Consider the following 18,427-nt stretch of genomic DNA (forward strand, 5'->3'; position numbering starts at 1 on the left):
TTATGGTACAAAATTTTAAATAAGAAATAACGATATTTGCCATTATAACTATGAAGAACGATATTCAAATAAAAAATAAAAGGGCATATTTCGACTACCATATTTTAGATAGTTATGTTGCAGGCATTGCTTTGCTAGGCACAGAAATTAAGGCAATTAGACAAGGTAAAGCGAATATGACTGATGCATTTTGTATGTTTATTGGTGATGTACTTTACGTAAGAAATCTACATATCTCAGAATACAGTCATAGTTCTTTTCACCATCATGATATTAAAAGAGATCGTGTTTTATTATTGCACAAAAAAGAACTTAAAAAGCTAAAAATTAAAGGCGAAGAAAAAGGTTTTACTATTGTACCGTTAAGAATTTTTACCAACGAGCGTGGTTTTGCCAAAATGGAAATTGCAATAGCTCAAGGTAAAAAAGAATTTGATAAACGAGACAGTATAAAAGACAGAGAAAGTAAACGTGAAATGGATAGAGCAATGAAAGTATAATCAGTTTTCAATTTTCGGTTTACAGTTTTCAAACTGAGAATTGCTAACTAAAAACTGCTAACTGGGCTACCAAGCCTGATCGCCAACCAAAGGCACAAACCTAAAAGTATCTAATTCAATTCTATCAAAATCGTTTTCGTTAACACGAATTACTGTTATCATTTTTTGAGATTTTTCATCTCCTACTGGGATAACCAAAATACCGCCAATTTTAAGTTGCTTTAATAAAATTTCTGGCACAAATGGAGCACCTGCTGTAACTATTATTTTGTGATATGGGGCGTGTGCTGCAATCCCTTTTGATCCATCTCCTAAAAAGAAATTAGCTTTGTAACCCATGCCCGGCAAAACTTTGATGGTATGGTTATAAATATTCTGCTGGCGCTCTATGGTGTAAACATTTGCTCCAACTTCCATTAAAACACAAGTTTGGTATCCAGAGCCAGTGCCAATTTCTAACACTTTATCGCCTTTTTGAATGTGTAAAAGCTCTGTTTGATAAGCAACCGTATAAGGTTGAGAAATTGTTTGTCCATCACCAATAGGGAAGGCAATATCTTTATAAGCTTGGTTCCAAAAAGTTTCGTCGAAAAAAAAGTGACGAGGAACTTTAGCGATTGCTTTTAAAACTTTTTCATCACTAATTCCCTTATCTTTTAAAATTTCAACAAGCTTCTTTCTTGCTCCTCTTTCTCTATAATTATCAACAAATTTATATGCCATTTCATTTCAAAAATACCCTTTTGAATGGAATTTTGTTTAAAAACTTATCATTTTAAAACAGCTAAATTGTAAGTAACACAAAATCAAGTTTAAATAATTATTTAGCTAAAAATGAATGATCAATGTTAAGTTTAATTAAGCATCTGTGCTAATTGAAATCAATTTGCTTTTAATGGTAAATAATTTCTACTTTTGAACTCGTTAATTTTTCAAAAAACCTATGAAAAAATTATTATTAAGTATTATTTGTTTATCTATTTACATTAGTGCGTTTTCTCAATCTGAGGGCAACTATAATTACAGCATTGGTGTCCGTGGCTACAGTTTAATGCAATTTCCAAAAATACTAAATCAAGTAAATTCGCAAGATTATGTTAATGCCTACCTAAATGGCTTAATGATTAAATTTAATGATAATCAGATAAGTTATAGGATTAATGGTAATTATTTTAGAAAAGATATCAGCTTTGCTAACCAATGTAACAACTGCGAAATAGCCGAAGGAACCGTTACTGATTATAGTTTTAAAATCGGTTTTGAAAAAAGCATTAACTATGCAAAAGTACAACCTTATTTTGGTGCAGATATGGGTTTTAGGTCGAGCTCATTTATTGGCGAAATTAACACCAACAACCCAATTAGCTTACAAAAACCATATAATGTTGATACTGACAAAAATGGTTTTGTAATAGCCCCAATTATTGGTTTAAAGATAAATCCTGTTAAAAATGTTTCGTTTTTTGCAGAAACTAGTTTAGACTTTTACTATTCTTACGAGCGACAAGAAACTATACAGCAAAACGCAGATAATACCAGAACTTTTGCCAAATACAATAAATGGGAATTTCTACTTAACCCAATTTCTGTTGGTATACAAATACATTTAATTAATAGAAATTAATAAGGATCTACATCAATCTGAGTAATTACACTTTTAAATTCCTTTTGTGCATTAAACGCCTTAATGGTATCTTTTAAAACCAATTTTACCTTTTTAATGTCGGCGTTTTTCTCTGTTTTAATGATAATTTGTTTAATATAATAGTTTCTAATTCTAGCTATTAAAGGTTGTTCTGGACCAAGTATGCGATTACCTAATTGTGCTCTTAAAGCGTTTGCTAATTGCATAGCCGCATGATTTAAAACATTGGCATCTTTGTGTTTAACGTTAATGAAAATTAATCGAGTAAATGGCGGATAATTGAATTGTTTACGTTCTGCCAATTCATCTGTATACATTTGGGCATAATCATTGGCAATTACTTGTTTTATTATGCGATGCGTATCATTGTAAGCTTGAATGCATACCTTACCCTGCTTATCTCTTCTTCCGGCTCTGCCTGCAACTTGAGCCAATAATTGGTAACTGCGCTCAAAAGCTCTAAAATCTGGATAATTTAATAAAGTATCTGCATTTATTACACCAATTAAACTTACATTATCAAAATCTAAACCCTTGGCTACCATTTGTGTACCAATTAAAATCTGAGTTTTTTTATCCTGAAAATCTGATATAATTTGTTGCATTCCGTTTTTTGTTCGGGTACTATCTAAATCTAATCGAGCAATTTTAACATCAGGAAAAATCAAGCTAAGTTCTTCTTCAATTCTCTCCGTTCCAAAACCTTTTTGTTCGATATGAACCGATCCACAAGCCGGACAAATAGTTAAACTATTTTGATGATAACCACAATAATGACAATGTAATTTGCCACTGGTTTTATGAAAGGTTAAACTTACATCGCAATTAACACATTTTGGCGCATAACCACACGTGGCACAAATTAATATAGTTGCATATCCTCTTCTATTTTGAAATAAAATGATTTGTTCTTTGTTTTCAAGTGCTGCAGACATATCATCTATCAAAACACTAGTAAAATACGAAGTCATTTTTTTGCGTTTAGTTTCTTCAGCTATGCTTACCACTTCTTGCAAAGGCAATTGAACACCGCCAAAACGTTCGTTTAAAGTAACAAATCCATATTTGCCATTTTCTGCATTATAAAAACTTTCAATTGAAGGAGTTGCAGAGCCTAAAACAACTTTAGCTTGATGAAAGTGTGCCAAAACAATAGCCGCATCTCTTGCTTGATAACGGGGAGCTGGTTCATGTTGCTTGTAAGAAGATTCATGCTCTTCATCAACAACAATTAGTTTTAGATTAATAAAAGGTAAAAATACCGCTGAACGTGCGCCAAGAACAACTTGGTAAGCGCCATTTAATACTTTATTCCAAATCTCTACCCGTTCATTATCATTAAACTTACTATGATATACTCCAATTTTATCGCCAAAATAACGTTTAATTCGTTCTACAATTTGCGTAGTTAAAGCTATTTCTGGCAAAAGAAACAAAACTTGTCCACCATTGGCTATTGCCTTTTCAATTAACTTAATGTACAATTGAGTTTTACCAGAAGCGGTAATACCATGTAATAAAACTACATCTTTTTCTATAAATTGGGTGTTAATTGCATTAAAAGCCACTTCTTGTGCAGTGCTAAGTGCAAAATTAACTTCAAATTCATCTTCTCCATCTAACAACCTACTCACTTGCATTTTTTGCTGTATGAATATGTCTTTTTCAATAAGTGATTTAAAGGCTGCTTGCCCACTTCCACTTTCTTCCAACAGTTGTTGTTTGGCTATAGATGGATTTAATTTAGCTAGTTTTAAATACGCTAATAACGCATCTAACTGTTTAGGAGCCTTTTCTAATGCTGCAAAAAGCTGTCTTAAATTCTCTTGCTCTTTATATAATGGATTTAGGGTTATAAATGATTTGAGTAAAGGTTTATATTTTTCAATTACTTCTTCGGCAATATAAATTACTTCTTTACCAATTAATGAGTTAATAATTGGATAAACCGTTTTTTGCCCAAGTAGTTCTACAACCTCATCAATAGCCATACGTGGCTTTTTATGCAAAAACTCAACTATCAAAGTTTCTTTGGTAGTTAAATTTAATTCATTTGGTAATTCGTCTCGTAAAACGATAATGGTTTCACTTGCCAACTTTAACCCAGTTGGTAAGGCGGCAGCCATTACATCTCCCTCATTGCATAAATAATAACTCGTTATCCAATTCCAAAACTGAAATTGCTTTTCGGTTAATACCGGATTTTCATCAACAACATCAATTATATACTTCGCTTCGTAAAACTCCGGAGGTTGCTTGGTAATATTTTTTACTAAGGCAGTATAAATTTTATGCTTACCAAACTGCACCACTACTCTTTTACCAATAGCAACTCTTTCATTTAATTCAAAAGGTATGCGATAAGTATAATTAATAGCTAATGAAAGTGGTAAAATCACTTCAACAAAAAGGGTTTCTCTTTCTTCGAAATTTAGTGATGGCGCAAACTGCATTATTTATCTTTTAGTGCTGCTAAAAACAAACAAACCCAACCTATAACAAAACATAAACCACCTAATGGAGTTACTGGACCAACATATTGCGCAATTGAAGATGTAAAAACATCTTTTAAAGCCAATAAATACAACGAGCCCGAAAATAGCAATATTCCAGCAGTAAAAAATGTAAATGCCAATACGATTAATTTATTTTTATACCTGGCAAAGGTTGATAAATAAAGTAGGGCAAAAGTATGATAGAATTGATATTCGACACCCTTTTGCCAAATAGATAATGAATAAGTATCAACAAGGTTTTTTAAACTATGTGCACCAAATGCACCAAGTATAACGGCTAAAGCTCCAAAGAAAGCGGCAGTAAGAATTATCTTTTTATTCATTGATATCGGCTTGTATACTGCTAAATTAAGAAAATGCCCTTATAATCTCTGTAATCATAAAATTAAATTAAATTTGTTGTACATAACCATGAGAAAAATTTACATCACATTAGTAGTTTTATTGTTAGCTATGGTTGGAATGGCCTATTTGTACTTTTCCAATCTTAATAAAGAAACCAGCACTAACAACTTATCACTCAATGCGGCATCATTTAATGCAACAATTGTATTTGGTTTCGAGAACAACAAAAGTTTTTATGATATTTTAAATGGTCAAGATCTTTTTGAGCGTGTATTAGGAGAAGAAAAGTCGGTGGATTTTAAAAATTTAAAAGAGCTATTATTAGCAAATGAAATTGACGCCTCCATGGCTAATCAAAAAGTATACATTAGCATTTTACCAGGCTTAAATAACAAAGTTGATTACCTGATTAGCACACAAGTAAAAGAGGATACAGATGTAAATAAGCTGATGAATGGTTTTGGCAAAAGTGTTAAGATTGATAAAATTAATAACTTATATAAACTATCATTTGCAGATACAACAAGCGTATTTGTAGGCATTAAAGATCAATTGATTTTGATAGCTAATACAGAAAAACCAATAAACGATGTATTAAAATTAGCATTAATAGAGAATTCTACATTTGCAAATTATATCTCAAAAAACAGTCAATATAATAAGAATGTATTGGCTAGTTTGTATTTAAATTTTAACAATTCGCCAAAATTGTTAAAAAACATACTGAACAGTAATTTAATAGGAGAACTTAGTGTTTTTAACAAACAAAACACATTTGCTACATTAAGCTATAATTTTAGTACAGAGAAACTGTTATTTAACGGCTCTACAGAAATAATTGATGAAAAGAGTTATTACAATTTGTTTGCTAAAATGCCAGAACAAAAAATAACCATTAACTCAATTTTACCAGATAAAACTGCAAACTACGTTTTTTACAGCTTCACAAATTATGCAAGTTGGTATAAAGGATTAACAAATTGGTTTAATTTAAATGGAGAAAGTGAAAAAATCAGATCAGCATTAAATGTGATAAAAGATAAATACCGTGTTGATTTACCAAAAAGTTTACCTCAATATTTTACAAATCAGTTGGTTACATTTGAGCTCAATAGCGGCGAAAAATTTGGTGCAATAGCCTTAAATAATGGCGAAAAATTAAACCAATTGTTAATAGATTTAAGTGCTGAATACGCAACAGATATTAGGATTTTTAAAGACCCTAATATTCCATATTACTTTTTTGGAGAGCCATTTAAAAAATTTGAAAGACCTTTTTACACCATTATTGATAATTATTTAGTGATGGCAAATAATGCGAGCAGCATACAATCATTTTTAAATAGTTACAGCAAAAATGAGTTACTTGTTAATGCTGAGCATTACATTAAATTCAGGGATCAAATTTCGTCATCGGCTACCATTTGTTTTTATGTTAACAGTAAAAATTCTAGCGATATTTTTGGCAGGAACCTTAAATCACCCTACTATAAGCAATTTCAATCTAGCAAAGGTTTAAAAGATTTTGATGCCTTTTGCTATCAGTTATCTGGTGATAATGATAAATTTTTATCAAATTTAGTATTGGATAAAAAAGTTGACAAAAAAGACGCACTAGACACTTTAAACATAAATCCGTAGTTTACCTAATGATGAAAAAAATCTACCTTTTAATTCTTTGCATTTCACTTTTTACAACACATTTAAATGCGCAAAATTATGCTTTGTACAACACCAGAACATTGTTTGATGCATTAGAAAACCCAGCAGTTAAAGCTTTTACGTTAGATAGCTCTAGCAAATTTGCATCAAATTTATTTCTACCAAACTTTAGCATTAATTCGGCTCATAAAGGCGATGCGCAATCTGTGCTAAGAACGCTTATAAATGAGAGCAAGTTAAATACGCAGACTTTACCAATTGGTACTGGAAGCCTAAATAAAGCATTTGCCAACGCAAATATCCACATATTAAATTTTCGCATTTTTAGTTCACATCAAAATAATCAAGAAATTGGATTTGGTTGGCAACTAAGATCTGATGCCTATGCTACCTATACCAACGAAAGTTTAGCCATTTTTGATAGTTACCGAAGGTTTGAAGAAGAAACCCCTTATACAGATATTTTTAATGATAATGCATATCAGCAATCTTATCACCAATTTAGTGTGAGCATTAGAGAGAATTGGGACAAAAGATTAGCTTTTGGGGCAAAACTTAGTTTATTAAGCGGTATAGCTTATAACTCTTTAAAAATAAATAACTCCTATTTTTTTGCTGATTCACCTAATGACAGATTAGATGTTGGCTTAAATGGTACCTATAGAGGTAGTTTTATAAGAGCCAATGAATTAGAAACAAAAACACTATTGCCAACATTTAATAACCCAGGCTTATCGGTAAGCTTCGGTACAACGTATGCTTCCAAAAGTGGTTATTTCATGATGGGAAATATTAAAGATTTAGGTTTTATTAGATGGAGCAAAAAATCTCATACGGCAAACTTAAATACATTAGAAAGTATTTATAATGTTTCTACTAAAAGAAATAGTGAAATAGAAAATGAAATAACAGATGTTGCTTATGATGCTGATATTCAGCAGGCTTTTACAACGCCAACTAATGCCCGAGCAGATTTCTTAATTTCGAGAACTTTCGGTTTTTATAAGCCAAGTATTATTGTTTCCAAAAATCTTTTTCACTCAGGAGGAGATCTGGCTTTCGTTAATACCTTTACTATCGAAAAGATTTCGGCAAGTGTAACCCCTATTTATAATTTCAATAACATTATCATGATTGGCGTACAAGGAATGTATAAAACACCAAATTTCGAGTTCTTTTTAGGAAGTGACAATATTGGTAAATCTATTTCTTTAGCTAAAGGAATAAGTCAAAATGATGGCACTATTGGCACAGGTTACAACGCAGGATCATTTTACATGGGTTTGGGTATTAAATTTGGTAAAACAGTTGAGCACCCAATGAATTTAAGTACCATGCCTGGTGTAAATGGCGAAAAACCTTACCGAGGATTTTTTAGAAGCATGTTTAATTTCTTTAAAAAATAGCTACACCTATTAATCTAAAATCATTTCTGGTACATTTTCATTAGCATAAAGTTTACCTAATGTAGCTTGCTTAATAAAATCTACACTTACGCCAGGTGCACGTTCTAGTAACTTAAAACCGCCTTCTGGCAAAACATCCAGCACCGCCAATTCAGTTACAATTTTTTTAATACACTTAACACCTGTTAATGGTAAACTACATGATGGAAGTAATTTACTTTCGCCAGCTTTGTTTACGTGTTGCATAGCCACGATGATATTTTTTGCAGAGGCCACTAAATCCATAGCACCTCCCATACCTTTCACCATTTTACCAGGGATTTTCCAATTAGCGATATCACCGTTTTCAGAAACCTCCATTGCACCTAATATGGTTAAATCTATTTTTTGAGCTCTTATCATTCCAAAACTCAAAGCAGAATCAAAAATTGACGAACCTGCTAAAGTTGTGATTGTTTGTTTGCCAGCGTTAATTAAGTCTGCGTCTTCTTCTCCCTCAAAAGGAAAAGGTCCCATGCCTAACAATCCATTTTCTGATTGTAAAACCACATTTATCCCTATCGGGATATAATTTGCAACCAACGTTGGAATACCAATACCAAGGTTTACATAATATCCATCTTTTATTTCTTTAGCGATACGTTTCGCTATTCCGTCTTTTGATAGTGCCATATAATTATGAATGAGAGCGTTAGGAATGAATGAGTGAATTTTGAATGAGTGAATGAACTAATGAACCATTGAACAAATGTTGAGCAAAGCGAAATCCCGAATCTCGGGAAACTAATTTTCTATTCTTTCATCCTTACCGTTCTTTGCTCAATTCGTTTTTCGTAATCCTTGCCCTGAAAAATACGATGAACAAAAACGCCAGAAGTGTGAATGTGGTCTGGATCTAATTCTCCAGCCTCAACCAATATTTCAACCTCAGCAATTGTGGTTTTTCCGGCCATTGCCATTACTGGGTTAAAATTTCTGCTGGTAGAACGAAAAATAAGGTTCCCGGCAGTATCACCTTTCCACGCTTTTACCAATGCGAAATCTGCATCAAAAGCATATTCCATCAAATAATCTTTACCATCAAAATTTCTTATTTCTTTACCTTCTGCAACTTCTGTACCTACACCAGCCGGCGTAAAAATTGCTGGCATCCCATAACCTGCTGCCATGCATCTAGTTGCTAAAGTTCCTTGAGGTATTAATTCTACTTCTAACTCGCCACTTAAAAGCTGTCTTTCAAATTCAGCATTTTCACCTACATAAGATGAAATCATCTTTTTAACTTGTCTGGTTTTCAACATTAATCCAATACCAAAATCATCTACGCCAGCATTATTTGATATGCAGGTTAGTTCTTTAACGCCTTTTTTTACCAATGCAGTAATACAGTTTTCAGGTATTCCGCATAAGCCAAAACCACCAAGCATTAATGTATCACCATCATGGATATCTTTTATTGCTTCATCTGCACCTGCAACAACTTTATTGATCATTTTATTTTTGTTTTCGGCCTAAATTAGAAAGATATTGATGCCTTTGCAAATTTGATTTGAGATTACATGAATGTAAATCATACACTAAGTAAAAACAAAAAGCAGCTTAAGTAATGTATTAAAGCTGCTTTTTATAATTAATTAGATTAAAATTTTATTTTGAAATTTCTATAATTCGATCAGCGTTTCCGTTACTTGTACAAATGTAAATCTTGCCTTCTGGCGATTGGCATACTGCTCTCAATCGCCCAAATTCTTTCACAAAAAAATTAGTAGTCGATTCTATTTTAGTTTGATCTTCATTTAATTTCAGCTGCATTAACTTACTATCCTTTAATAAAGCTAACAAAAGCGAATTTCTGAATTGAGGAATGTAAGTAGAGTTATAATAAGTTAAACCAGCTGGAGCTATAGTTGGCGTCCATGCAATTAAAGGTTCGGTAATGTTATTTGCAGCACAAAAAGCTTGTTCTGTTGTGGTATTACAAAAACCTGCAACATTTGGCCATCCGTAGTTTTTACCTTTATCTATTAAGTTAATTTCATCATCTGATGAGGGGCCATGTTCTGATGCAAACATTTTACTGCCTACAAAAACCAAACCTTGGGCGTTTCTATGCCCGAAAGACCAAACAGGACTATTTGGAAAAGGATTATCGGCAGGGATGCTTCCATCTAAATTAAGTCTTAATATTTTACCAGCTAAAGAATTGATATTTTGTGGACTAGACAAATCATTAGCATCACCTGTGGTAATAAAAATTTTATTGTTATTGATTACCAACCTCGAGCCGTTATGGATGGAAGAAGCCGGAATTTGATCTAATAATATTTGTGGATTAATTAATGAACCATTGTTATAGCTATATCTAACAACCTTGGCCATATAGTTAGCACCATAACAGTAAACAACATAAACAAATGGATTATTGTTAAAATCTGGATGTAAAACCATGCCCAACAAACCTCCTTCGCCATTACTACGGACTTCATTAATAGTAATAAGTATCGTAATTTGTCCGCTTACAGGATCAACTCGGCTTATTTTACCAGACTTTTCTGTAACCCAAATAAAATTATCTGGACCGTAAATAATTTCCCAAGGATTGATAAGATTCGCTGTTACTGTTCTTGTCTTTAAATCTACTTCTTGCAGGTTTTCATCATTGTTGGTAGATTTCTTTTTGCAACTTGTGAAAAACAACACAAGCAAAATGCAGGTTAAGATTGATTTCATGGTCGTAACGTTTTAAAAATAACAATGTTACGACTTAGATGGTTTTAATTAAAATATACATAAGTAATTCCATCGCCACCCCTATCTGCATGTTCATCTTCTAAACGCGTAACTTCTTTGTACTTTTTAAGGTGCTCTCTAAGCAACTTTCTTAAAATCCCATCACCTTTTCCATGTATCAATTTTATGGAAGGAAAACTTAACATCATGGCCTTATCCATGTAATTTTCAAGCTCTTGCAATGCATTTTCACCACGCATCCCTCGTAAATCTAACTCAGGCCTAAAGTTCATAATGGCTTCAGAAATTCTGCCAGAAAAAGAGTTACTTTGTGCCACTTTTTTAGCTTGTTTGTTGCTAATTTTTTGCACTCTGTTTCTTTTAACCACCGAACGCAAATCACCAAGTGCCAATACTAAATTTCCTCTATTAATTTCTAACACTTGTCCACTAGTTTCGGTATTTATTAATTGTACCCAATCGCCTACTGCAATTTCGGTATCATCAAATTTAACAACAGGTTTTTTTTCTTCTTTTACTTCGTTTTTAACTAAGCTTTTTTGCAAGTTTTGTCTAAGCTCTTTAGTTACCACTTTATCAGCTTGTTTTTCTTTTATTTCTGCTATGGTATTCTCAACCAATTTATTCGCATCGCGGATAATAGTTTGGGCTTCGAGCTTAGCCTCTTTAATGAGCACTTTTTTGTTTTCTTCTAAAAACAACTTCAGTTTTTCATTTTCGCTAACTAAATTTTTAACCTTATTTTGCTGATTTGCTAAATTGATTTTAGTTTCATGAATTTGCCTTTTCTCTTTCTCTAAATCTACTAGCAAGCTATCAATACTATTTTGATTGGTTCCTGTTTTTTGCTTTGCTAATTCGAGTACTTCTTTTTGCAAACCTATATTTTGAGCAATTTCAAAGGCATAAGAACTACCAGGTTTACCAATATCTAAAATGTACAATGGTTTCATTTTACTATTATCAAATAGCATTGATGCATTTTCTAAACCATCTGTATCGCCAGCAAAAAGTTTAAGGTTTGAGTAATGCGTGGTAATTACACCTCTAACTTTTTTATTATTAAGCACCTCCAAAACAGCTTCGGCCATTGGTCCGCCAAATTGCGGATCGGTACCTGTACCGAACTCATCTATTAAAACTAAAGTTTTTGGCGTAGCGTGAGCCACAAAATAACGCATTTTAGTTAAATGGGCACTATAGGTACTTAAATCTGATTCGATAGATTGATCGTCTCCAATATCTGCAAAAATCTGATCAAAAATACCCATTTCGCTAGCTTCATCAACCGGCACTAATAAGCCTGTTTGCAGCATCATTTGTAATAAACCCACCGTTTTCATACAAACAGATTTACCACCTGCGTTTGGCCCAGAAACCAAAACTACTCGTAAATTTTCATTGATGTGAATATTTAATGGCACAACCGTTTTTTTCTCGGCAGCAAAAGACAATAACAACAATGGGTGTTTTGCATTAATCAGCTTGGTTTTGGCTTCTTTTAACAAAATAGGCATATTGGCCTGAATATCAATAGCAAACAATGCTTTAGCTCTAACAAAATCTAACTTTGTTAGAAATCCATGGTATGATAAAAGCAGCGGAGTATAAGGTCTCAATTCACTCGTTAATGCAATTAAAATCTTGATAATTTCTCTTCGTTTATCAAATTCTAAATCGCGAAGTTTATTATTTAAAGTAAAAACCTCTTCTGGTTCTAAGTAAACAGTTTGTCCGCTAGCAGATTCATCATGTATAAAGCCTTTCAATTTTCTTTTATTTTCAGCCAAAATAGGAATACACATTCTCCCATCACGAATGGTTAAGCTACCATCGGCAACCCAGTTTTTTCCCAAAGCCATTTTGTAAATCGAATCCATTCTTTTACGAACTTCTTGCTCACCTTTGGCAATTGACGAGGTTATTTCTTGCAATTCGGCCGAAGCATTAGGTTTCATTTTTCCCTTAGCATCTAAAACTCGCTCTATTTTTTGTAGAATATTTTTTTCGATGGGTAAATGTTCAAAAAGTGCTTCTAAATTTGGGTAGATTTCTTTTCGCTCATCAAAAAAACGAAGTACAGAAAATACGGTTTGTAATGATGAATAAATCTGAAATAACTCATCTTCCATCAAATAAGTACCTTCTACCCTAATTTTATCCGCCAGTATTTTAATATCAAAAAAAGCACTAATCTGTAGCGGCTCTTGGTTTTCAAGAATGCTTTTAAACTCGTTTGTTTGGCGTAAAAACTTGTTAATCTGGTCATACTTAGTCATTACTTGCATTTTTGCAACCAAAGCTTGACCCATTGTACTTAAACAATGTTGATGAACCATTTGCCTCACCTCATTAAACCCTAATCTTTCTTGGCAATTATCTGGATATAACATAGAATTTTACTGTTGTGTTTTTTGCACTTCTTGAACTGGAGCTGCGATAGTTTGGGGCTGATTAACAGGGGGAGCTGCACCCGAAATTGGCACTTGCTCACTTGCTGGTGCAACAGTTGGCTGACCAATAACTGGCTGATTACCAAAATTAGCATAAACATTCTTTTTTAGCATTGGAATATTATACTTTTTATTCAAATTACGATCTAAAAGAAGTGTATCAGATTTATCAATTGAAAAAACACCTTTGAAGCTGATGCTCAAAGGATCAATCACTAATGCGGCATTTTTATCTTTTAGTATAGATAGTTTTACAGAGATACTATCGTACATCTTTTTCATCAAATCTGGATGTTTGTAATAATAATTGATACTCGTATTGTATAGCGCCGAGTCGATATCAAATTTTTTGTAAATACCTTTATAAAATGATGAACCGACTTTTTTGGCGGTATCCAAACTCGGCAAAGTAGAAATATATCCATCTACTAAATGAATATCTATTAAAACTTGCTGCATTTTATCAGGCTGTATAATATCTTTCGGGATGCCTGGTTTACAAGCATAAAAGGAGATAGATATGATGATGAAATAAAAAATTCTGTTCATTATTTGTAATAACCTTCTTATTTCTTAGCCAAATTAAGCTAAGGTTGTTAATTTTACCAAAAATACTGATAAATGAGCATTACAGATAACTTATTAAAATATAAAAATGAATTAGACTTAGCTGGAGTAAAGTTAGTAGCTGTGTCTAAAAATCATCCGGCAGATGCCGCATTACAAGCTTACAATGCCGGACAACGCATTTTTGGTGAAAACTTAGTGCAAGAAATGGTTGAAAAACAAGCTCAACTACCCAAAGATATCGAATGGCATTTGATTGGTCATTTACAAACAAACAAAGTTAAATACATAGCTCCTTTTGTAAAACTAATCGAATCGGTAGATAGCATTAAATTACTTAAAGAAATTGATAAACAGGCAGCCAAAAACAACAGAGTGATTGATTGTTTATTACAAATTTATATTGCAGATGAAGATACAAAGTTCGGTTTAGGATATGATGAAGCAATTGAATTGTTGAGATCTGAAGAATTTGCTGCGCTAAAAAACATAAGAATAGTTGGTTTAATGGGTATTGCCACAAATACTGCATCAGAATTACAAACTAAAGCCGAATTTCAGGAATTGAAGGTTTTATTTGATGGTATAAAATTGAGTTTTTTTAGAAAAGAAGATAGCTTTAAAGAAATCTCAATGGGCATGTCTGCAGATTATAAATTGGCAATAGCCGAAGGTAGTACAATGGTTAGAATTGGCAGCAGCATTTTTGGTAAAAGGGTAATTAAGCATTGGAAAGAAGATTAAAGACTAAAGACCAAAGCTGAAAGACTAAACTTTAAAGTTAAAGAACTAAAAAAGAGATAAATGAACATAAATATAAGGGTTGCCATTAAAGATGATTGTAGTAGGTTATTGGAATTAATTAATGAACTAGCTGTTTATGAAAAAGCTCCGGAAGAAGTTACAGTTACTTTGGCAGAATTTGTTGATGCTGGCTTTGGCAAAAATCCTGTTTGGAAAGCTTTTGTTGCCGAAGAAAATAACGAGATTTTAGGCTTTGCTTTATTTTACACCAGATACTCTACTTGGAAAGGCAGACGTTTATACTTAGAAGATTTTATTGTAACAGAAGCAGCTAGAGGAAAAGGAATTGGTAAAATACTTTTTGAAAAAGTTATTAATGAAGCCAATACCGGTGATTACAATGGCATGTGTTGGCAAGTTTTAGATTGGAATGCACCTGCAATTAATTTTTACAATAAATATAGTGCTGCCATTGAAAGTGGTTGGTTAAACGCTTCATTTTCAAAAGAAAAAACACATCAACTGGTATGAAAAAATTAATTATCCTACTCATTGGAATTGCTCTTTTTGCATCATGTAGCAATGAAAAAAAAGCAGAAAACTCATCAAGTATTGAAGCTAAAATAGATACGCTAACTTATATTTACGACTCCGTTAAAGTTTACAGCAAAAATATTGCTAAAGCCGAAACAGCGTTTAAAGACACCGCAAAAGCAACCATTAAATATCCGGTTTTTAAGAATGAAGCGCTAAATAAACACATCCAACGCCAGGTTTTAAATTATTTTTCTGATGAAGATCCTTCAATCATCTCTTATCAAGAAATTGCAAATAGTTTTATTAGAGGTTATGATAGTTTTTTTAAGGATAACCAAAACACCCCACAATCGTGGTTTTTAATTATTGATGTTCGTGTTTTACAACAAAGTTCAAACTACATCGCACTGAAATACCTCCATGGCGATTATGCAGGCGGTGCTCACCCTAATTCGAGCATTACTTTTATTAATTTTAATCCTAAAACTAACCAACCATTAACATTAGATTCGTTAATTGAAAATGATCAAAAACCTAAACTATTAGCAGTTGCAGAAACAATTTTCCGTAAGAACGAAAAGTTGACCCCAACCGAGCCTTTAGCTGATAAATATTTCTTTGATCAAGGAAAATTTGCATTAGCTCAAAGTTTCTATGTTAACGATAAAGGATTAGTTTTTCTATATAATCCTTATGAAATTAAAGCTTATGCTTACGGAACTACAGAACTCATTATCCCTTTTAATCAACTACAAGGAATAGCAAAACCCAACACAATTTTATCAGAAAACAATTAATGCAAGTATTTAAGTTCGGCGGCGCATCAGTTAAAGATGCAAACGGTATAAAAAACATCACAAATATTATTCAAAAATATCCATCTACAAACTTGTTGATTGTGATTTCTGCCATGGGAAAAATAACCAACAAGTTAGAAGAATTAACTTGGGCTCATGTAAAAGGTAGCGAAAGCGCACAGGAAATTTTTGAAGAGATTAAAGCCTTTCATTTTAATATTTTAAATGAACTTTTTAAAGATCATAACAATCCTATTTTTGATGAGGTAGCCAATACTTTTGTTGAAATTGAATGGCTTTTAGAAGATGAAGCAAGTGATGGTGCGGCATATTTATACGATCAAATTGTTTCTATTGGCGAACTGGTATCAACCAAAATTGTTGCAGCTTACCTTAATCAAATGGGCACTTTTACCGTTTGGACTGATGCTCGAAATTACATCAAAACAGATAATAACTACAGAGAAGCTAATGTAATTTGGGATAAAACCGAACAAGAAGTACAAAAACATTTACCTAGCTTTTTGGATAAAGGTGTTGTAGTTACCCAAGGTTTTATTGGCGCAACCAGCGAAAATTTCACTAGTACACTTGGTAGAGACGGCTCTGATTATTCGGCTGCTATTTTTTGCGCTTGCTTAAATGCAGAATCGATGACGATCTGGAAAGATGTTCCGGGTGTTTTAAATGCCGACCCAAAATGGTTTGATGAAACTGAAAAGATTGAAGAACTCTCCTATCACGATGCGATAGAACTTACCTATTATGGCGCAAATGTTATTCACCCTAAAACCATTAAACCCATACAAAATAAAGGAATTACGCTGTATGTTAAATCTTTTTTAAATCCAGATGAACCTGGAACAGCCATTACCAATACAAAAACACCTTTACCTGTGGCTTCTTTTATTTTTAAAGTTAATCAGGTACTTATTTCTATTTTTCCGAAAGATTTTTCTTTTATCATCGAAGAAAATTTAAGTCAAATATTCAATATTCTTCACAAAAACAAGGTAAAAGTTAACACGATGCTCAATTCTGCCATTAGTTTTTCTGTTAGTGTAGACAATGATGAAGAAAAAATAAAACAACTGATTGTGGATTTAAGCGAAACATTTAAAGTTAAATATAACGCTGGATTAGAATTGGTAACCATTCGTTATTACAACCAACAAACTATTGATAGGGTTATTATCAATAAAAATGTTTTGTTAGAAGTAAAAAGTAGGCACACTTGTCAAATAGTAATGAAAGATAAAACCCCAAACCCCTAAAGGGGCTTTTATTCTCTAACATGAATCGAAATATTTTAAATGACGAGGTACAGCAATACATTAGTGAGCATATCAATGCCGATACAAATCAAATTGCCTTAGCTAAACCTATCTTCCAAAATATTTCTTCAGCAGAGTTGGCGGGACAAATTGCAGCAAAAAAAAAATCAAAAACCAAGTTACCAACTTGGTTTAATAGCGAAAATATTTATTACCCAGCTTTATTATCTATAGAGCAATGTTCATCAGAACCAACAGCTAGCTATAAAAGTAATTTAGCAAAAGGCAATTCTTTAATTGATTTAACATCGGGTTTTGGGGTTGATAGTTTCTTCTTCGCTAAAAAAACTAAGAACATCTATAGCTGTGAAATTAATGAAGAATTAGCCGTACTATCAGCTCATAACGCGAAGCAATTTGGCGCAAATAATATTCAAGTTTTAGCTCAGGATGGGATTACTTTTTTGCAAAACACCACAAAACATTTCGGCACGATTTATATTGATCCCGCTAGGAGAAACCAGAGCAATAAGGTTTTTAAACTTAAAGACTGCACACCAGATGTAACCGAACACTTAAACTTGTTTTTAAGCAAAGCTGATAGAATAATTATAAAAACAGCGCCATTATTAGATATTTCCGCTGGTTTATTAGAGTTAAAAAATGTAAGCGAAATACATATCGTAAGTTTAAAAAATGAATGTAAAGAGTTGCTATGGATTATAGACAAAGATTTTAGTGAAAGTACAACTGTAGTTTGCGCTACTTTAAACGAAAGTTTAAAAACATTCAAATTCGCTATTGAGGATTTAAAATTAGCTACAAAAATAGCTCAGATAGAACCTACAGGATACTTATATGAACCAGATGTTGCACTTTTAAAAAGTGGTGCTTTTAATTTAATAGCCGAAAGATTTGATTTAAAAAAGTTGCATCAACAAACGCAATTGTATTTTAGTAATGATATTAAAACGGATTTTTTAGGGCGAATATTTGAAATAGAAAAACTGCTCACTTTAAACGAACTAAAAAAAGAGAAGAATTTAACTGGCAATGTTATCGTTAGAAATTTTCCTGAAAGAGCAGAAAATTTAGTTAAGAAATATAAGATTATTCCAAATCATGATGATTTTATAATTTTTACACAAACAATAAATGGTTACATCGCAATTAAGGCAAAAATAATTCAGCATTATTAAAAATAAATTTTTGTTTTCTATAGATTTCTTA

Annotated in this window: 17 protein-coding genes; 9 read left to right on the forward strand and 8 right to left on the reverse strand. The window is 32.4% G+C overall.

The window, feature by feature from the left end:
- Positions 1 to 50 precede the first annotated feature (50 nt).
- Positions 51 to 500: an SsrA-binding protein gene (gene smpB, locus FA045_RS05140; protein WP_205943097.1), complete on the forward strand. Its 450-nt coding sequence runs from the start codon at positions 51 to 53 to the stop codon at positions 498 to 500.
- Positions 501 to 566: 66 nt separating this feature from the next.
- On the opposite strand, the gene FA045_RS05145 is transcribed toward smpB, so the two are convergent.
- The gene (locus FA045_RS05145; protein WP_136875149.1) at positions 567 to 1,223 is read right to left on the reverse strand and encodes a protein-L-isoaspartate(D-aspartate) O-methyltransferase; all 657 of its coding nucleotides are present in this window, start codon (positions 1,221 to 1,223) and stop codon (positions 567 to 569) included.
- A gap of 220 nt (positions 1,224 to 1,443) precedes the next feature.
- Here FA045_RS05145 and FA045_RS05150 point away from each other — a divergent pair, with 220 nt between their 5' ends.
- Positions 1,444 to 2,124, forward strand: a complete 681-nt coding sequence (locus FA045_RS05150) for a hypothetical protein (RefSeq protein WP_136875151.1) — start codon at positions 1,444 to 1,446, stop codon at positions 2,122 to 2,124.
- Here FA045_RS05150 and priA read toward each other — a convergent pair.
- The gene (gene priA, locus FA045_RS05155) at positions 2,121 to 4,598 is read right to left on the reverse strand and encodes a replication restart helicase PriA (protein WP_136875153.1); all 2,478 of its coding nucleotides are present in this window, start codon (positions 4,596 to 4,598) and stop codon (positions 2,121 to 2,123) included. The two genes, FA045_RS05150 and priA, sit on opposite strands and share 4 nt — an antisense overlap.
- Positions 4,598 to 4,984, reverse strand: coding sequence for a DUF423 domain-containing protein (locus tag FA045_RS05160; protein ID WP_136875155.1), 387 nt, complete (start codon positions 4,982 to 4,984; stop codon positions 4,598 to 4,600). The genes priA and FA045_RS05160 overlap by 1 nt, the downstream gene beginning before the upstream one ends.
- A gap of 88 nt (positions 4,985 to 5,072) precedes the next feature.
- Here FA045_RS05160 and FA045_RS05165 point away from each other — a divergent pair, with 88 nt between their 5' ends.
- Both FA045_RS05165 and FA045_RS05170 read left to right on the forward strand, forming a co-directional pair.
- Positions 5,073 to 6,647, forward strand: a complete 1,575-nt coding sequence (locus tag FA045_RS05165; RefSeq protein ID WP_136875157.1) for a hypothetical protein — start codon at positions 5,073 to 5,075, stop codon at positions 6,645 to 6,647.
- An 8-nt stretch (positions 6,648 to 6,655) separates the two neighbouring features.
- Complete coding sequence (locus FA045_RS05170) at positions 6,656 to 8,074, forward strand: DUF5723 family protein (protein WP_136875159.1); 1,419 nt, start codon at positions 6,656 to 6,658, stop codon at positions 8,072 to 8,074.
- A gap of 9 nt (positions 8,075 to 8,083) precedes the next feature.
- Here the strand turns inward: FA045_RS05170 and FA045_RS05175 are convergent, their stop codons facing one another.
- The 5 genes from FA045_RS05175 to FA045_RS05195 all read right to left on the reverse strand — a co-directional run bounded on the left by FA045_RS05175 (position 8,084) and on the right by FA045_RS05195 (position 13,827).
- Positions 8,084 to 8,746, reverse strand: a complete 663-nt coding sequence (locus FA045_RS05175) for a 3-oxoacid CoA-transferase subunit B (protein ID WP_136875161.1) — start codon at positions 8,744 to 8,746, stop codon at positions 8,084 to 8,086.
- A gap of 119 nt (positions 8,747 to 8,865) precedes the next feature.
- Positions 8,866 to 9,567 (reverse strand): CoA transferase subunit A, encoded by a 702-nt coding sequence (locus tag FA045_RS05180; RefSeq protein WP_136875163.1) that lies wholly within the window; start codon positions 9,565 to 9,567, stop codon positions 8,866 to 8,868.
- Between the two features lie 154 nt (positions 9,568 to 9,721).
- Entirely contained in the window at positions 9,722 to 10,804 is a 1,083-nt protein-coding gene (locus FA045_RS05185) for a PQQ-dependent sugar dehydrogenase (RefSeq protein WP_136875165.1), read from the reverse strand.
- A 44-nt stretch (positions 10,805 to 10,848) separates the two neighbouring features.
- A complete protein-coding gene (locus FA045_RS05190; RefSeq protein ID WP_136875167.1) occupies positions 10,849 to 13,218 on the reverse strand; it encodes an endonuclease MutS2 in 2,370 nt (789 codons plus the stop codon).
- 6 nt (positions 13,219 to 13,224) lie between these two features.
- The gene (locus FA045_RS05195; protein ID WP_136875169.1) at positions 13,225 to 13,827 is read right to left on the reverse strand and encodes a DUF4296 domain-containing protein; all 603 of its coding nucleotides are present in this window, start codon (positions 13,825 to 13,827) and stop codon (positions 13,225 to 13,227) included.
- Between the two features lie 72 nt (positions 13,828 to 13,899).
- Between FA045_RS05195 and FA045_RS05200 the strand changes: the two genes are divergently transcribed.
- Genes FA045_RS05200 through FA045_RS05220 form a run of 5 tightly spaced genes read left to right on the forward strand, consistent with a single transcriptional unit; the run spans position 13,900 to position 18,396 of the window.
- Positions 13,900 to 14,589, forward strand: a complete 690-nt coding sequence (locus FA045_RS05200) for a YggS family pyridoxal phosphate-dependent enzyme (protein ID WP_136875171.1) — start codon at positions 13,900 to 13,902, stop codon at positions 14,587 to 14,589.
- Between the two features lie 60 nt (positions 14,590 to 14,649).
- Positions 14,650 to 15,120 (forward strand): GNAT family N-acetyltransferase, encoded by a 471-nt coding sequence (locus FA045_RS05205; RefSeq protein WP_136875173.1) that lies wholly within the window; start codon positions 14,650 to 14,652, stop codon positions 15,118 to 15,120.
- The gene (locus FA045_RS05210; protein ID WP_136875175.1) at positions 15,117 to 15,923 is read left to right on the forward strand and encodes a DUF3298 and DUF4163 domain-containing protein; all 807 of its coding nucleotides are present in this window, start codon (positions 15,117 to 15,119) and stop codon (positions 15,921 to 15,923) included. The genes FA045_RS05205 and FA045_RS05210 overlap by 4 nt, the downstream gene beginning before the upstream one ends.
- Entirely contained in the window at positions 15,923 to 17,197 is a 1,275-nt protein-coding gene (locus tag FA045_RS05215; protein WP_136875177.1) for an aspartate kinase, read from the forward strand. The genes FA045_RS05210 and FA045_RS05215 overlap by 1 nt, the downstream gene beginning before the upstream one ends.
- 20 nt (positions 17,198 to 17,217) lie before the next feature.
- Positions 17,218 to 18,396: a class I SAM-dependent RNA methyltransferase gene (locus FA045_RS05220; protein ID WP_136875179.1), complete on the forward strand. Its 1,179-nt coding sequence runs from the start codon at positions 17,218 to 17,220 to the stop codon at positions 18,394 to 18,396.
- Positions 18,397 to 18,427 lie beyond the last annotated feature (31 nt).

This window comes from Pedobacter cryotolerans (assembly GCF_005116475.1).
Taxonomy (GTDB): domain Bacteria; phylum Bacteroidota; class Bacteroidia; order Sphingobacteriales; family Sphingobacteriaceae; genus Pedobacter; species Pedobacter cryotolerans.

What these genes read in the sequence shown, in the direction of transcription:
- smpB (WP_205943097.1), top strand. Translation starts at nt 51, where the DNA reads ATGAAGAACGATATTCAAATAAAAAATAAAAGGGCATATTTCGACTAC.
- FA045_RS05145 (WP_136875149.1), bottom strand. Translation starts at nt 1,223, where the DNA reads ATGGCATATAAATTTGTTGATAATTATAGAGAAAGAGGAGCAAGAAAG.
- FA045_RS05150 (WP_136875151.1), top strand. Translation starts at nt 1,444, where the DNA reads ATGAAAAAATTATTATTAAGTATTATTTGTTTATCTATTTACATTAGT.
- priA (WP_136875153.1), bottom strand. Translation starts at nt 4,598, where the DNA reads ATGCAGTTTGCGCCATCACTAAATTTCGAAGAAAGAGAAACCCTTTTT.
- FA045_RS05160 (WP_136875155.1), bottom strand. Translation starts at nt 4,984, where the DNA reads ATGAATAAAAAGATAATTCTTACTGCCGCTTTCTTTGGAGCTTTAGCC.
- FA045_RS05165 (WP_136875157.1), top strand. Translation starts at nt 5,073, where the DNA reads ATGAGAAAAATTTACATCACATTAGTAGTTTTATTGTTAGCTATGGTT.
- FA045_RS05170 (WP_136875159.1), top strand. Translation starts at nt 6,656, where the DNA reads ATGATGAAAAAAATCTACCTTTTAATTCTTTGCATTTCACTTTTTACA.
- FA045_RS05175 (WP_136875161.1), bottom strand. Translation starts at nt 8,746, where the DNA reads ATGGCACTATCAAAAGACGGAATAGCGAAACGTATCGCTAAAGAAATA.
- FA045_RS05180 (WP_136875163.1), bottom strand. Translation starts at nt 9,567, where the DNA reads ATGATCAATAAAGTTGTTGCAGGTGCAGATGAAGCAATAAAAGATATC.
- FA045_RS05185 (WP_136875165.1), bottom strand. Translation starts at nt 10,804, where the DNA reads ATGAAATCAATCTTAACCTGCATTTTGCTTGTGTTGTTTTTCACAAGT.
- FA045_RS05190 (WP_136875167.1), bottom strand. Translation starts at nt 13,218, where the DNA reads ATGTTATATCCAGATAATTGCCAAGAAAGATTAGGGTTTAATGAGGTG.
- FA045_RS05195 (WP_136875169.1), bottom strand. Translation starts at nt 13,827, where the DNA reads ATGAACAGAATTTTTTATTTCATCATCATATCTATCTCCTTTTATGCT.
- FA045_RS05200 (WP_136875171.1), top strand. Translation starts at nt 13,900, where the DNA reads ATGAGCATTACAGATAACTTATTAAAATATAAAAATGAATTAGACTTA.
- FA045_RS05205 (WP_136875173.1), top strand. Translation starts at nt 14,650, where the DNA reads ATGAACATAAATATAAGGGTTGCCATTAAAGATGATTGTAGTAGGTTA.
- FA045_RS05210 (WP_136875175.1), top strand. Translation starts at nt 15,117, where the DNA reads ATGAAAAAATTAATTATCCTACTCATTGGAATTGCTCTTTTTGCATCA.
- FA045_RS05215 (WP_136875177.1), top strand. Translation starts at nt 15,923, where the DNA reads ATGCAAGTATTTAAGTTCGGCGGCGCATCAGTTAAAGATGCAAACGGT.
- FA045_RS05220 (WP_136875179.1), top strand. Translation starts at nt 17,218, where the DNA reads ATGAATCGAAATATTTTAAATGACGAGGTACAGCAATACATTAGTGAG.